The 13,734-nt window shown below is 69.6% G+C and carries 11 protein-coding genes; 2 read left to right on the top strand and 9 right to left on the bottom strand.

Going from position 1 to position 13,734, the window contains the following annotated elements:
• Positions 1 to 216 precede the first annotated feature (216 nt).
• Positions 217 to 1,476, top strand: a complete 1,260-nt coding sequence (locus tag ACPXB1_RS16090; protein WP_425735474.1) for a family 16 glycosylhydrolase — start codon at positions 217 to 219, stop codon at positions 1,474 to 1,476.
• A gap of 61 nt (positions 1,477 to 1,537) precedes the next feature.
• Here ACPXB1_RS16090 and ACPXB1_RS16085 read toward each other — a convergent pair whose 3' ends face one another.
• Positions 1,538 to 2,836: a DUF1479 domain-containing protein gene (locus ACPXB1_RS16085; RefSeq protein ID WP_355598122.1), complete on the bottom strand. Its 1,299-nt coding sequence runs from the start codon at positions 2,834 to 2,836 to the stop codon at positions 1,538 to 1,540.
• A gap of 90 nt (positions 2,837 to 2,926) precedes the next feature.
• Here ACPXB1_RS16085 and ACPXB1_RS16080 point away from each other — a divergent pair, with 90 nt between their 5' ends.
• Positions 2,927 to 4,045: an ROK family transcriptional regulator gene (locus tag ACPXB1_RS16080; RefSeq protein ID WP_355628000.1), complete on the top strand. Its 1,119-nt coding sequence runs from the start codon at positions 2,927 to 2,929 to the stop codon at positions 4,043 to 4,045.
• Between the two features lie 114 nt (positions 4,046 to 4,159).
• Here the strand turns inward: ACPXB1_RS16080 and ACPXB1_RS16075 are convergent, their stop codons facing one another.
• The 8 genes from ACPXB1_RS16075 to ACPXB1_RS16040 form a co-directional block, all read right to left on the bottom strand.
• Positions 4,160 to 4,390, bottom strand: coding sequence for a DUF2188 domain-containing protein (locus ACPXB1_RS16075; RefSeq protein ID WP_355598118.1), 231 nt, complete (start codon positions 4,388 to 4,390; stop codon positions 4,160 to 4,162).
• A gap of 74 nt (positions 4,391 to 4,464) precedes the next feature.
• A complete protein-coding gene (locus ACPXB1_RS16070) occupies positions 4,465 to 5,118 on the bottom strand; it encodes a M23 family metallopeptidase (RefSeq protein ID WP_355598128.1) in 654 nt (217 codons plus the stop codon).
• A gap of 100 nt (positions 5,119 to 5,218) precedes the next feature.
• Positions 5,219 to 6,088, bottom strand: coding sequence for an N-acetylmuramoyl-L-alanine amidase (locus ACPXB1_RS16065; RefSeq protein WP_355598116.1), 870 nt, complete (start codon positions 6,086 to 6,088; stop codon positions 5,219 to 5,221).
• A 65-nt stretch (positions 6,089 to 6,153) separates the two neighbouring features.
• Positions 6,154 to 7,323 carry a peptidoglycan DD-metalloendopeptidase family protein gene (locus ACPXB1_RS16060; protein ID WP_355598114.1) on the bottom strand — a complete coding sequence of 390 codons (1,170 nt, stop codon included), beginning with the start codon at positions 7,321 to 7,323 and terminating at the stop codon, positions 6,154 to 6,156.
• Positions 7,324 to 7,923: 600 nt separating this feature from the next.
• Positions 7,924 to 9,174: a multiple monosaccharide ABC transporter permease gene (mmsB, locus tag ACPXB1_RS16055; RefSeq protein WP_355598112.1), complete on the bottom strand. Its 1,251-nt coding sequence runs from the start codon at positions 9,172 to 9,174 to the stop codon at positions 7,924 to 7,926.
• A complete protein-coding gene (gene mmsA, locus ACPXB1_RS16050) occupies positions 9,171 to 10,709 on the bottom strand; it encodes a multiple monosaccharide ABC transporter ATP-binding protein (protein WP_355598110.1) in 1,539 nt (512 codons plus the stop codon). Before mmsA ends, mmsB begins: the two co-directional genes overlap by 4 nt.
• A gap of 82 nt (positions 10,710 to 10,791) precedes the next feature.
• A complete protein-coding gene (gene chvE / locus ACPXB1_RS16045) occupies positions 10,792 to 11,937 on the bottom strand; it encodes a multiple monosaccharide ABC transporter substrate-binding protein (RefSeq protein WP_355598108.1) in 1,146 nt (381 codons plus the stop codon).
• Between the two features lie 364 nt (positions 11,938 to 12,301).
• Positions 12,302 to 13,291, bottom strand: coding sequence for a LacI family DNA-binding transcriptional regulator (locus tag ACPXB1_RS16040; protein ID WP_197281424.1), 990 nt, complete (start codon positions 13,289 to 13,291; stop codon positions 12,302 to 12,304).
• Positions 13,292 to 13,734: the final 443 nt, after the last annotated feature.

The following is a 13,734-nucleotide window of genomic DNA, read 5'->3' as shown; positions in this document are numbered from 1 at the left end:
CTGTCCCGCGTGGACGCCGACGGCAATAGCAGGAGTCGATTCATCCCCTATCGGAGGAAGGCGCGCTTCGCCCTTCTGGCAGGGCGACTCGGCCACTCCTTTAATTGGAAGGACTCTTGACAGAAAGGCGCCATATCGACATCCTTCGTCGAAAGAGCGCTCTCCGGATTTTCCGGCGCGAAGCCTCCGCCACCCCCTCCCGCTGAGGAGCCTCCCGTGTTCACAGCCCGTCCCGTACCCCGCCTGCGACCCTTCGTCCTCGCGGCGGTCGCGCTCATCGCCACCGCCGCCGCCCTCGTCGTACCCGGACACAACGACCAAGCCGAAGCCGCCATCGGCCCGATCACCTGGCAGGACGAGTTCAACGCCTCGGCCGGTACGCCCGTCGACCAGAACAAGTGGCGTTTCGACATCGGAGGCGGCGGCTGGGGCAACAACGAGCGGCAGTACTACACGAACAGCACAAGCAACGCCGTGCACGACGGCCAGGGCAACCTCGTCATCACCGCCCGCCGGGACAACCCGGCCAACTACCAGTGCCACTACGGGCGCTGCGAGTACACGTCGGCGCGACTGCTGAGCGCGTCCACATTCACCCAGACGTACGGCCGGTTCGAGGCCCGCATCAAGATTCCGCGCGGCCAGGGCATCTGGCCGGCATTCTGGATGCTCGGCACCGGCGGCGGGTGGCCCGACGCCGGCGAGATCGACATCATGGAGAACATCGACCGGGAGCCCAACACCGTCTACGGCACCGTGCACGGCCCCGGCTACTCCGGCGGCGGCGGCATCACCGGCAGCCGCACCGTCGGCAGCCCGCTCGCCGACGGCTTCCACACCTACCGGGTGGACTGGGAGCCGAACCTCATCACCTGGTACCTGGACGGGGTGCAGTACCACCAGGTCAACCCGGCGCGGCTGGGCGGCAACCGTTGGGTGTTCGACCACCCGTTCTTCATGATTCTCAACGTGGCGGTCGGCGGCAACTGGCCCGGCTACCCGGACGGCTCCACCCAGTTCCCGCAGCAGATGCTCGTCGACTACGTCCGGGTGTCCGGCTACACCTCCGGTGGTGGCGGCGACCCCGCACCCGGCACCAGCCGGATCCGCGGCGCGCAGAGCGGTCGCTGCATCGACATCCCCAGCGCCAACCCGGTCGACGGCGCGAAGCTCCAGATCTGGGACTGCAACACCACCGCCGCGCAGGCGTGGACCTTCGCCTCGGACGGCACCGTCCGCGCCATGGGCAAGTGCATGGACCCCGCCTGGGCTGGCACCGCCAACGGCACCGAGGTCAACCTGGTGACCTGCAACGGCAATCCCGCGCAGCGCTTCACGCTCAACGGCGCCGGCGACCTCGTCAACATCAGCGCCAACCGCTGTGTGGACGTCCGGGAAGCCAACCCCAACAACGGTGGCAAGCTGCACCTGTGGGACTGCAACGGTGCGTCGAACCAGAAGTGGTCCCGCATCTGAGCACGGCACCGACGGCCTGCGGGCCGCCCGACACCGTTGTCGGGCGGCCCGCTGCCGGCAATCAGTCCAGACCCAGGCCGCGCCGACCGGTTGAGTTCAGGTCGTCGGCCTGGAAGCGGTTGGACCAACTGCGCTCGTAGTGCTCGGCCGGAAAGTCGGTCGGGCTGGACCCGGTCCGGAAGGCGTCGCGGACGGCCGCCGAGTACCGCTCGTTGCGCGGGCACCACGGCGCCGCGGGGATGTACATGACGTTGCCCCACCCCTGCTGGTCCCGCACCGGCGCGACGCTGTGGATCATGTCGCAGTGCCACCACACGGAGTCGCCCGCCCGGACGTCGGGAATGCCGGAGAGGGCCTCCAGCAGCAGCGGATGCCACCGCTCGCTCACCGGAAAGACCTGGTTGACGGTGACGCCGCACATGTCGTCCACCGGCACGTCGGCCAGCAGCGGCCGCAGCATCAGGTAGGCCATCGCCTCGGGGATCGGCACCGTGTGCAGCACCCCCTGGTCGTGGTCCATGTCGGACAGCGCGGTCCAGCCCTGAAAGGTGCGGAACGCCGAGCACATGGTGCTGCCGGGGTACTGCGGGCCTGCGGTGCGGTGGGCGGCGTCCCAGGGGTCGTACTCCTCGACCGTTCCGTCGAAGAGGTGCCGGAAGGCCCTCTGGTACGCCTCGGTCATCCACAGGTCCAGGGTGCCGGGGTCGAGGTGGGTGCCCAGGCCGTTGGAGTCGGCGCCCGGTGGCCGGCGGCGGATCCGGTCCGGGTAGAGCGAGTCGCGGTCGGGGTCGAACCAGCGCACGCCGTCGGACTCGTGCTTCCACTGGCTGTTGAGGAACGCCTGGACCCGGGCCATCCGGTCGCTCTGCCGGGCCTGCATCTGTGCTGGCGACCAGTAGATCGGGTAGATCTCGGGCTTCGACCCCACGCTTCCGAAGAAGTCGTCGCCGGGGCCCCGGTAGGTCTCGAAGAACCTGTTGGCCTCGACGTAGTCGACGATGTCGCGGTCCCAGTCCAGCGCCTGCTGGCGGTCGAAGTGCCCGCGTACGACGAGACAGCCCCGCTGGCGGAGCTTCGCCACCGCCTCAGGCGACACGGTGCCGGCGGCGATGTCGGCGTACTCGATGATCGGCCAGATCGTCTCGCCGCGGTCCCTGGCGGCGGCGATCTCCTCGACCCGCGCCCGGACGCGCTCCTCGACGACCGCGAACACCTCCTCGACAGTCCGGCCGGACGCCGCGATCCGGGCCCGCAGCGCCGCCTTGATCTCACCGATGGCGGCGGGCAGGTCGGCCGGGGTCGACTCCCAGTGCGGCAGTGACGGGAGCGGGGCGACGGCCAGGTCGGGCTGGGCGTTCATGGCGCGACTCCTTCTAGTAAGGGCTCCTTCTTGGAAAAGACTCTAGGCGCGTTCGCCATTCCAGGCAAGACTCCTGCCTAGAATCCTGGCGTGACCACCGCCAAGCCCTCCCTGGAGTTGCTCCGCTCGCTCACCGACGAGCACGTGCTCCGGGAGCTGATGCGGCAACGGCGGCTGACCCGGGCCGACCTGGCAACCCGCAGCGGGCTGTCCAAGCCGACCGTCGGGGAGAGCGTGCGCCGGTTGACCGAGGCCGGGCTTGTCGTCGACACCGGGGAACGCACCCCGGGCGGGCGAGGCATGGGCCGTGTCGGCTCGTACTACGCCCTCGCCGACTCGGCGGGCACCGCCCTGGCCGTCAGCATCGCCCCGGACGGGGTGGTGGTCGAGCGGATCGACGCCCACGGCGACATCGTCGGACGGACCCGGCACGACATCAGCCGGCCCGCGCACGCCGACCGGGTCGCCGCCGCACTGGGCACCGCCGCGACCCAGGCGGGAAAGGGCGGCGCAGGAGCCATCCGGCTGGCCGTCGTCAGCGCCGCCGACCCGGTGCACCGGGTCACCGGCCGGCTGGTCCGGCTACCGGACGCGCCGTTCCTGCTCGGCGACCTCGACCCGGTCGCCGTGCTGACGCCACACGTCGCCGGACCGGTCCTCGTCGACAACGACGTCAACTGGGCGGCGCAGGCCGAACGCGACCTCGACCCGGCTGGCCTGAGCGACTTCGCCTACGTCTTCCTCGGCGAAGGGCTGGGGTGCGCTGTCGTCAGCGACGGCGAGGTCCGCCGAGGCCACAGCGGTGTCGCGGGCGAGATCGCGCACCTGCTGACCACCGGCCCGGACGGTCGGGCAATCCGGTTCATCGACGTGTTCGCCGAGCTGGGCGTGCGCCACGCCGGCACGACGGCCATCGACATCGAGCGGGTCCGCCGCCTTCCGGCAGCCGGCAGGGCCCTGTTGGGACATGCCGTCAGCGGCGTACTCGCCGCCGTCGTCGCGCTAGCCGACCCCCGGCTCGTGCTGATCGGCGGCTCCTGGGGCACCCATCCGCCGATCCTCGACGCCGTCACCACGGCGTTCAGCGGGATGCCCCGGCACGTCGAGGTGCGTCCGGCCCGACTCACCGACGATCCGGCGCTGACCGGCGCCCGCGCGGAAGCCCTAGACCGTCTCCGCTCGGCAATCATCGCCCGCCGGACACCCTGACCGCGACGGCCCTCCGCCGGGCGTCACGCGCCCCTCGGACCTGGCCGTGCCAGGCACAGAGCGGACCCCGCCGGCCAGGCCGACGGGGTCAGTCCGCGAAATATGGGGAGGCTGTCAGCCAGCGATGTCGCGCGGGTCCCGGCTGCGCGGGTACGTGTTCTTCTCCCCGATCGTGCCGTCCTGCTTCTTGATCACGTGCTCGACGCCACGGTCGGCAGCCATCTCCCGGCCCTGGGCCTGCGCGTCGGCCTTGGCCTCATGCGTGCTGCTGGCCCGCTCGTTGCCCTCCGCCTTGTTCTTCCACTGCCCGTCCTCGTGGTACGTGTCGACGTCACCCTTGGCCATGGCCTGCTCCCTCCCTGCGTCTCTGCACTGTCCTTCGATCAGTGCCCCGAGCGGGGTCGGGCAAAACGCCGTCCTCAGGAGACGCAGTTGTTGCTCGTACGCCGCAGCGTCTGTTCGCGTTCGTCGGTGGTGATGCCCGACGGCGTACCGTCGAAGTAGGTTTCGACCTTCTCCCACCCTCGGCGCTGCTCGTAGTGCAGGTGCGGAGCGCCGGAGTTGCCGGTGCTGCCGAGCCGCCCGATCTGCTGGCCCTGCGTGACCTTTTGGCCCTCCTTCACCAGCGGCGGTTCGAGCAGGTGCAGGTACTGCGTCTCCCACTTGCCACCGTGGTCGATCTTCACCCAGTAGCCGCCGCCACGGCCGCGCGGACCGTCCGGGTTCTCCGGGGTACGCCCACCCAGGGTCCCGTTGATGCCCGCCACTGTGACAGTGCCGCCGTAGGACGCGAGCACGGGCCGCCCCCACGCCTCGCCCTCGATCGGGAACAGGTCGACGTCGAAGTCGTCGTGACCGGGATAGGTGCTCAACTGCCAGGTCTCGCCGCAGGCCACAGGCATCTGGAAGAGCGGGCGCGGACCCGCCGGACGCAGCAGCGGCACGACGACCACTGCCACCCCGACGACGACCGCAAGCGCGACGAGCCCGACGAGGACACCGATCAGCCGACTCCGGGGGCGGCGGTGGTTGCGGGCTCTGCGAGGGCTGCCGGTCGTCACCGGCCCGAGCATGACAGACGCCGGCAACGCGTGGGCTCCGGGTCGCGGCATCCCAGCCCGTACGCCAGCTCACCGCTGCCCAGCGGCGGTGAGCTGGCGTCAGGCCGTGCCGTCAGCAGCGCGGCACGTTCGGGATGTATCCGTCGTAGCCGGTAAGCAGGTACGCGTCGGAGACGTACCTGTTGGTGCCGATCCGGTTCCACACGGAGGTCGTGCCGTACGGGCCGGTGACAGTACTGCCGGCGGCCTGGCAGTAGATGGCAACTGTCGCGCCGTCGGCGACCGAACCCACGACCGGATAGCTGGCGCCGGGGCCGGAGCGCACGTTGAGGGTGCTCGCACTGGTGCTCACCGTTCCGGAGCCGACGCCGGTGATCCCGTTCACCAGTTGCATGTAGTAGGTCCAGTTCCAGTTCGGGCCCGGGTCGGTGTGGGTGGCGCCGGGCACCTCGTTGTGCCCGATGATGTACGCCCGAGTCTTGGGGATGCCGTACCTGTTGGCGAGGGTGCGGGTGAGCGCGGCGGATGCCCGGTACATGGCGTCGGTGAGCCAGGCGGCGTTGTCGACGTACCCCTCGTGTTCGATGCCTATCGACTGGGTGTTGTAGGTCCAGTTGCCGGCGTGCCAGGCGATGTCCTTCTCCCGCACCGACTGGGTGACGGCCCCGTCGGAGGACCGGAAGGTGTAGTGCGCGCTGGCCTGCGCGGCCGGGTTCTGGAACCAGTTGACGGTGCCGGAGTACGAGCCCTGCGCGGTGTGGATGACGATTCGGGTCACCTGGTGGCTGCCCGGCCGGCTGGCCACCGTGTAGTTGCTCGTGCTCGCCGGCGCCCACGCGGCCGGCCCGTAGTCGGTGCTGAGGGTGCCGATCCCGCTGGGGTCGGCGGCGGCCGGTGCGACGACCGCGACGGTGAGCGCAGTGGTGAGCGCGGTGGTCAGGGTGAGCAGGAGGCGGCCTCGGAGGATGGGTCGAACGGACATCTGCACTCCTCGCGGGAACGGAGGTTGGCGACCCGTGGGGCCGCCAACCTCGGCGGTCGTACTCGTCAGCACCAGCCGTTTACCGGACCGTTCACACCTGTCGACAGGTACGCGTCGGACACCCAACTGCCGTCGCTCAACCGGTTCCAGAGCGCCGTGGTGCCGTACCGGCCGGTGTGGGAGGTGCCGTTCGCGGAGCAGGAGATGGTGACTGTCGCGCCGTCGCCCACCGAGCCGAGCGAGCCGTAGCCCGTTCCCGGACCGGCCCGTCGGGTGAGCGCGCCACCGCCGTTCGCGTCGACAACGCCCTGGTTGAAGCCGAGCGCGCCGTAGTTGTAGAGGCCACCGCCGACGCCGGCGAAGGCCGACCCGTGCCGCGCCCCGCCCTGGTAGGCGGCGCCGCCGTTGGCAAGCACCCACTTGCCGATGTCGTGCCCGGCGATCGGCACGTACGCGCTGTTCTGTCGCAGTCCGAAGTGGACGTGCCGGCCGTAGGCAGCCCCACCGCAGGTGACGTCGGTGCCGGTGTTGCCCAGGACTGCACCCTGCCCGACGCTGGCGCCGTTGACCGAGATGCTGTTCCACAGGTGGTAGTAGTCGGTCGAGTAGCCCCGGTCGTGGATGACCCGGATCCATCCCCGACACATGGTGTACGCCGCTCCGGCCCGGGTCGCGCGAACCACCTGGTCGCCGCCGGCCAGGTCGATCGAGCTGTACGGCGACTCGGTCCCGCCCCAGCCGTGCGGGCCGCTGGTGAGCGTCCACGTCTGTCCGACACCGAACGGCAGGGCCATTCCGGTCCGGTAGTCCCCGCCCGCGTACATCGGGGTCGGTGTGGTGGTGAGCACGCTTCTCTCCTGGCCGCCCACCAGGGGCGACTCGGCGGCCAGTTCGCCGAAGGCGGCCTCGCCGTCGAAGGCGATCCGCCATCCGGCGCGGTCGGCGCGGGCGATGAAGACCGACCCGGTCGGGTGGGCGTCCTCCTGCCGGGGGGCGACCGCGACGGCGGTGCCGAACGCCCACCGGCCACTGCTGCGGCTGACGGTGATCCGGGTGTCCTGTTGCGCGCCGGCGGTCGACATCTTCGCGGTGCCGAGGAGTTTGGCGGTCACCGCCTCGGTGAGCGCGGAGGCGTCGGCGGTCGGCGCGGCGACGCTGGGGGTCGCCCAGAACAGGCTGGTGACCGTCAGCAGGGCCGCGGCTGCGCCGCCTGCCCATCGTCGATCGAGTCTCATCGTGACCTCACTTTCGATACGGGGATCGAGGCCGGGGCGATGGAGAGCCTGCGGCCGCTGGCGGGGTGGGGGTACCGGCGAGGCTGAGCGGAGTGCCGCATAGATAGAGAGGAACGTGAATATTGACGATGATTGTTGTGTAGTAAACCGTCGAAGTCAACGTGCGCATCGAAGGTTTCCTACACTCTGCGCGCTTTGGCCAACCCGTCAGATCAGCGGTGACGAGACTCCGCGACGGGCAGCGATAACGACAGCGGCACCGGCGCTGCGGTGCCGCCTCCCTGGCCGGCCCTGGGGTGTGTCCGGTTCCCTGTAGAGCTGCCCCAGAAATGGGGCAGCGCCGACCGGATCACCGCGAGCAGCCGGAGCACCACAACCATCTCCGCAGGGCACGGTCCATATGTGGGGCAGCTCTACAGGACCACCGACAGGTGGGTCGACCCTGCAGGGCGGCTCAGGCATCGCCGCGGGAAGCCCTCAACCAGCGTGCCAGGCACCGGCGCGGGGTCGAGGCGGGCACGGTGTGCCTACCGACCACCTGTTGACGCGTGGCCCCTGCCCGCCGAGGCGGGCAGGGGCCACGATCGTGCTCTTGCGACGTCAGCGGGCCGTTCCGGCGCGGCGCTTGTTGTAGACGTCGAACGCGACAGCGACGAGCAGGACGAGCCCCTTCACCACCGACTGCGTCGACTGGTCGATTCCCATCAGCTGCATGCCGTTGCTCATCACCGCCATGATCAGACCGCCGACCATCGCGCCCACGACCGTACCGACCCCGCCGGTGACCGCCGCGCCTCCGATGAACGCCGCGGCGATGGCGTCCAGCTCGAACATGTTGCCGGCGGCGGGTTGCGCCCCGTTGGACCGAGAGGAGTAGATGACCCCCGCCACCGCCGCCAGGAAGCCCATGTTGACGAACATCCAGAAGTTGACGGTACGGACCTTCACCCCGGACAGCGCCGCCGCCGACAGGTTGCCGCCGATCGCGTAGACCTGCCGGCCGAAGACCGTACGACGGGTGAGCAGGCCGTAGACCAGCACCAGGACCGCCAGGATGATCAGCACGATCGGCAGGCCACGTGCGTGCGCCAACTGCCAGGCGAAGTACATGATGACAGCGCCCACCGCGACGACCCGGGCGACGAACAGCGGGAACGACTCGACGGGCTGCTGGTAGCGGATCCGTGCCACGCGGGTGCGGAACCCGCTTACCGCGTACCCGGCGACGGCGACGGCACCGATGAGCAGCGTGAAGGCGTCGAAGCCCTGACCGCCGAGCAGGCCATTGAGGAAGCCCGCGGCGACGCGCTGGTATTCGGCCGGGAACGGCGACAGCGAGATGTTGTCGAGTACCTGCAAGGTCAGCCCACGGAACAGCAACATTCCGGCCAGGGTCACGATGAACGCGGGAATCCCGGCGTACGCGACCCAGAAGCCGTGCCACGCGCCGACCGCGACGCCCACGGCGAGCGCGGCCAGGACACCCACCCACCACGGGTATCCCTGCTGGATGACCAGGACGGCGGAGACCGCGCCGGTCAGCGCGACAACCGACCCCACCGACAGGTCGATGTGCCCGCCGATGATCAGGATGACCATCCCGATCGCCAGGACCAGGATGTACGAGTACTGGAGAACGATGTTCGTGATGTTGCCAGGGCTGAGTGACACCCCGTCGGTGAGGATCGCGAACAGCGCGACGATGACGGCCAGGGCGACGTAGATCCCGCTCTGCCGCAGGTTGTTCAACACAAGCGCCCGCAGGTCGCTCGTCCCGGTGTGCAGGGCGGCGGCCGGCGTGGCGTCCGGTGGCGTCGGGCGCTCCGTCGAAGGGGTCTTGATGCTTGTCATCCGACGAGCTCCTTGTCCTTTGTCATCAGCTCCATGAGGCTCTCCTGGGTCGCCTCACCCACCGGCATCTCGCCGGTGATCCGGCCCGCGGCGAGGGTGTAGATGCGGTCGCACATCCCGAGCAGCTCCGGCAGCTCGGAGGAAATGATGATCACCGCTTTGCCGTCGGCCACCAGCCGGTTGATGATCGTGTAGATCTCGAACTTGGCCCCGACGTCGATCCCGCGCGTCGGCTCGTCGAGGATCAGCACGTCCGGGTCGGTGAAGAGCCACTTCGACAGCACTACCTTCTGCTGGTTGCCGCCGGAGAGCTTGCCGACCACCGCCATGACACTCGGTGCCTTGATGTTCATGTCCCGGCGGCTCGACTCGGCGACCTTGATCTCCTCGTTACCGTTGACCCAGCCCATCCGGGACAGCCGGTCCAGGGCTGCGGCCGACACGTTGCGCCGTACGTCGTCGATGAGGTTGAGGCCGTACCGCTTGCGGTCCTCGGTGACGTACGCGATGCCGTTGTCGATGGCTTCCGCGACGGTACGGGCGTTGACCTGCCGGCCGTGCATGAACAACCGGCCGTTGATGTCCCGGCCGTACGACCTGCCGAACACGCTCATCGCCAACTCGGTCCGGCCGGCGCCCATCAGCCCGGCGATGCCGACGACCTCACCGGCGCGCACGGACAGGCCGACACCTTCGACGACCATCCGCTCCTGGGTGGGGTGGCGCACCGACCAGTCCTCGATCCGCAGCACCTCCTCGCCCGGCGACGACTCGCGGTCGGGGTAGAAGCTGTCCAGGTCGCGCCCGACCATGCCCCGGATGATGCGTTGCTGGTTCACGTCGTCGGCGCGCATGTCCAAGGTCTCCACAGCGCGCCCGTCGCGGATCACTGTCGTCGAGTCCGCGATCGCGGTGATCTCGTTGAGCTTGTGGGAGATCATGATGCAGGTGATCCCCCGTTCTTTGAGCTGTCGGAGCAGCCCGAGCAGGTGCGCCGAGTCGACGTCGTTGAGAGCGGCGGTCGGCTCGTCCAGGATGAGCAGGCGCACCTTCTTCGACAGCGCCTTGGCGATCTCCACAAGCTGCTGCTTGCCCACGCCGAGCTGGATGACCGGGGTGACCGGGTTCTCGTGCAGCCCCACGGACGCCAGCAGTTCCGCCGCCTCGGCGTTGGCCCGGTTCCAGTCGATGAGGCCGCTGCGGCCCCGGCGCTCGTTGCCGAGGAAGAGGTTCTCGGCGATCGACAGGTGCGGCACCAGGGCGAGTTCCTGGTGGATGATGACGATGCCGTTTGCCTCGCTGTCCCGGATTCCCCGGAAGTGCATCGGCTTGCCGTCGAAGAGGATCTCTCCGTCGTACGAGCCCGATGGGTGTACGCCGGACAGCACCTTCATGAGTGTGGATTTGCCGGCGCCGTTCTCGCCACAGATGGCGTGGATCTCTCCCCGGCGCACCGCGAGGGTGACGTCCTCAAGGGCGGTCACCCCGGGAAAGGTCTTCGTGATGCGACGCATCTCGAGGATGGTGTCGTCCATGGTCGCTGTCCTCTGTCAGGTCCCGACGTGGTCCGCCACGACGTCGGGCCCGGCGGGGTGACCGCCGAGCCCGACGAATGGCTTACTTCTTGGCCTGACCGGCGGCGACCTCTTCCGCCGTCCAGTACCCGGAGTCGATCAGGGCGGTCTTGATGTTGTCCTTGTAGACCGTCACGAACGGCAGCAGGTACGACGGGACGACCTTGACGCCGTTGTTGTACGTCTGCGTGTCGTTGGCCTGCGGCTGCTTGTCCTGGAGGAACGCCTCGGCGGCGTTGACGGCCTGGTCGGCCAGCAGCCGGGTGTCCTTGAAGACGGTGCAGGTCTGCACGCCGTCGTTGATCAGCTTGATCGAGGCGATCTCGGCGTCCTGGCCGGTCACCGCGGGCAGCTTCTTCTTGCCGCTACCGCCGTAGCCGGCGTTCTGCAGGGCGGTGATGATGCCCCGGGAGATGCCGTCGTACGGCGACAGCACGCCGTCGACCTGCGAGCCGTCGTTGTAGCTGGAGGTGAGCAGGTCCTCCATCCGCTTCTGCGCGGTCTCCTGCTGCCACCGCAGGATGGCCACCTGCTCGATGGTGGTCTGGCGCGACTTCACCTTCAGCGTGCCGGCGTCGATGAACGGCTTCAGCGTGTCCATGGCGCCGCCGAAGAAGTACTGGGTGTTGTTGTCGTCGAGCGAACCGGCGAACAGCTCGATGTTGAACGGGCCGGTGGCCGTGCCCTTCGAGCCGTCCTGGTTCTGCAGGCCGAGGCCGACAAGCAGCCCGGTGGCCTGGGCGACGCCGACCTTGTAGTTGTCGAAGCTCACGTAGAAGTCGACGTTCTTGCTGCCGCGGATGAGCCGGTCGTAGGAGATGACCGGGATCTTCGCGTCGGCTGCGGCCTGGAGCTGGCCGCTGAGCGCCGTTCCGTCGATCGCCGCGATGACCAGGACGTCCGCGCCCTGGGTGATCATCTGGTCGACCTGCTGCGACTGGGTGGGGATGTCGTCGCCCGCGTACTGGAGGTCGACCTTGTAGCCCTTGGCCTCCAACTTCTGCTTCACGGCGTTGCCGTCGGCGATCCACCGCTCGGAGGTCTGGGTCGGCATCGAGACGCCGATGGTCAGGTCGCCGGGCTTCTTCTCGCTCGTGTTACCGCCGCTGCCGGCGCCTTCGCCACTGCATGCCGCCAGGCTCAGCGCCAGCATCGCGCTACCCAGAGCAACCAGGAATTTCCTGCTCACGGGCCTCTCCTCCTCCGGATTCCCCCGCCGACCGCCGGGGCCCACGTGTCACCTTTGGGGTAGTGTTAGCGCTCACATAAGACACGTCAACAGTTGATCTGAAATACCGGTGTCACGGTCTCGTAACGAGAGGCTTTCCGACGGCGCGGCCTGGGATTCCGCCGTCCACAGTGGAAGTGGTCGCCTCGATCGCACGCTGGGTAGCGGCTGCCTCAGCGTGACCGACCGCCCACCACCGTCAGCGCAACGGGCGGCGGGACATCGTCGACCAGACGCGACGGGCCCTCAACACGACGGGCCGGCAGAACACCGCCGACAGGATGCGACAGGCCGGCAGGGCTCCGTCGACGACACGCGACGCGCCTCAGCGCGAAGGGGGCGGGGCAACGCTGTCGCGGGCGACAAGTGTCGGTGCGATGGTCTGCCGCAGAGCCCCGCCGCTGCCCGACTCGATCTGGGTCAACAGCATCTGCAGACTCGCCCGTGCCACAGCGTCGAAGTCGGGCCGGACGGTGGTCAGCGGCGGGATGAAATACGCGGCCTCCGGCACGTCGTCGAAGCCCACCACGCTGATCTCGGCCGGCACCCGCCTGCCGAACTCGTGCAACGCCCGCAGCACGCCCAGAGCGAGGTGGTCGTTGGCCGTGAAGATGGCGGTGACCTCGGGCATCCGTGCCAGCATCTGCCCGCACCGGTAACCCGATGCCGCCGACCAGTCCCCCGGCATCAGCGGCGGCGGGCTGATCCCGGCGGCCAGCAAAGTCTCCCGCCAGCCCTCGATGCGACCTGCACCGTCGAACCAGTCGGACGGCCCCGACACGTGCCACACGGTGCGGTGCCCGGCGTCGAGGAGATGCTGGGTCGCCGCCCGCGCGCCCGCCACCTGGTCGACAGTCACCAGCGGCATCGGCCGATGCGGGTCGCCGTCGACGGTGACCAACGGGACGTCCTGAGGCAGCCGCTCCAGCGCCTCGCCGGCCGACTCGACCGGCGCGATGACGACGATGCCGGCGACCCGGTGCGCCAGGTGCCGCTCGACCGCGGCCGAGATCGACCGGTGGTCGAGGTCCCGGACACTGCCCACGCTGACCGCGAAGCCCTCTTCCGCTGCGGTCTGCTCAAGGGCCGCCAGGAGCGACGCCGGGCCGTAGAGGGTGGTGTTCTGTGCCACCACGCCGATCACCTGCGACCGGCCGGTCACCAGGGCGCGTGCCGCGCCGTTCGGGCGGTAGCCGAGTTCGGCGATCGCCGCCCGCACCCGCAAACGGGTCTGCTCACGCACGTTGGGGTGCCCGTTGAGCACCCGCGACACCGTCTGGTGGGAGACACCGGCGAGACGAGCGACATCAGTCATCGCGGGACCATGGACGGCCATTTCACTCCCCCCGCCAAATCCGGACCGCAGCCCGTCGACGTCGACTGGAAGCGGCCCGGCCTGATCCCCCTCGCTCAGTCACCACGCCGGTGCTGAATCCCAGGTGACCAGCGCTGGATCGCCGACAGTCTACGCCAGCCATCGGCCTGGACAGGGCCTGGCTGTGGGCGAACGGCACGACGGGTCGCAGGTCGGCGGCCCGGCCCACCCGTCACCCACACCGAGGGCGACGAACGGACCGGGCGGCGCCCGCGCCACCGACCGGTTCCCCGTTCCCGGAAGGGGCACGGAGCAGGGCGGCGACGGGCACGAACAGTGGCGGGGGGGGGGGGGGGGGGGGGGCGGGCGGGGGGGGGGGGGGGGGGGGGGGGGGGGGGGGGGGGGGTGGGGGGGGGGGGGGGGGGGGGGGGGGGGGGCGGGGT

It is taken from the genome of Micromonospora sp. DT68, from assembly GCF_049847245.1.
GTDB lineage: Bacteria > Actinomycetota > Actinomycetes > Mycobacteriales > Micromonosporaceae > Micromonospora > Micromonospora profundi.
This window is presented reverse-complemented; position numbering and strand designations above follow the sequence as displayed.

Coding starts and splice junctions, on each gene's coding strand:
- ACPXB1_RS16085 (WP_355598122.1), bottom strand. CDS start 2,836: ATGAACGCCCAGCCCGACCTGGCCGTCGCCCCGCTCCCGTCACTGCCG.
- ACPXB1_RS16075 (WP_355598118.1), bottom strand. CDS start 4,390: ATGGCCAAGGGTGACGTCGACACGTACCACGAGGACGGGCAGTGGAAG.
- ACPXB1_RS16070 (WP_355598128.1), bottom strand. CDS start 5,118: ATGCTCGGGCCGGTGACGACCGGCAGCCCTCGCAGAGCCCGCAACCAC.
- ACPXB1_RS16065 (WP_355598116.1), bottom strand. CDS start 6,088: ATGTCCGTTCGACCCATCCTCCGAGGCCGCCTCCTGCTCACCCTGACC.
- ACPXB1_RS16060 (WP_355598114.1), bottom strand. CDS start 7,323: ATGAGACTCGATCGACGATGGGCAGGCGGCGCAGCCGCGGCCCTGCTG.
- mmsB (WP_355598112.1), bottom strand. CDS start 9,174: ATGACAAGCATCAAGACCCCTTCGACGGAGCGCCCGACGCCACCGGAC.
- mmsA (WP_355598110.1), bottom strand. CDS start 10,709: ATGGACGACACCATCCTCGAGATGCGTCGCATCACGAAGACCTTTCCC.
- ACPXB1_RS16040 (WP_197281424.1), bottom strand. CDS start 13,291: ATGACTGATGTCGCTCGTCTCGCCGGTGTCTCCCACCAGACGGTGTCG.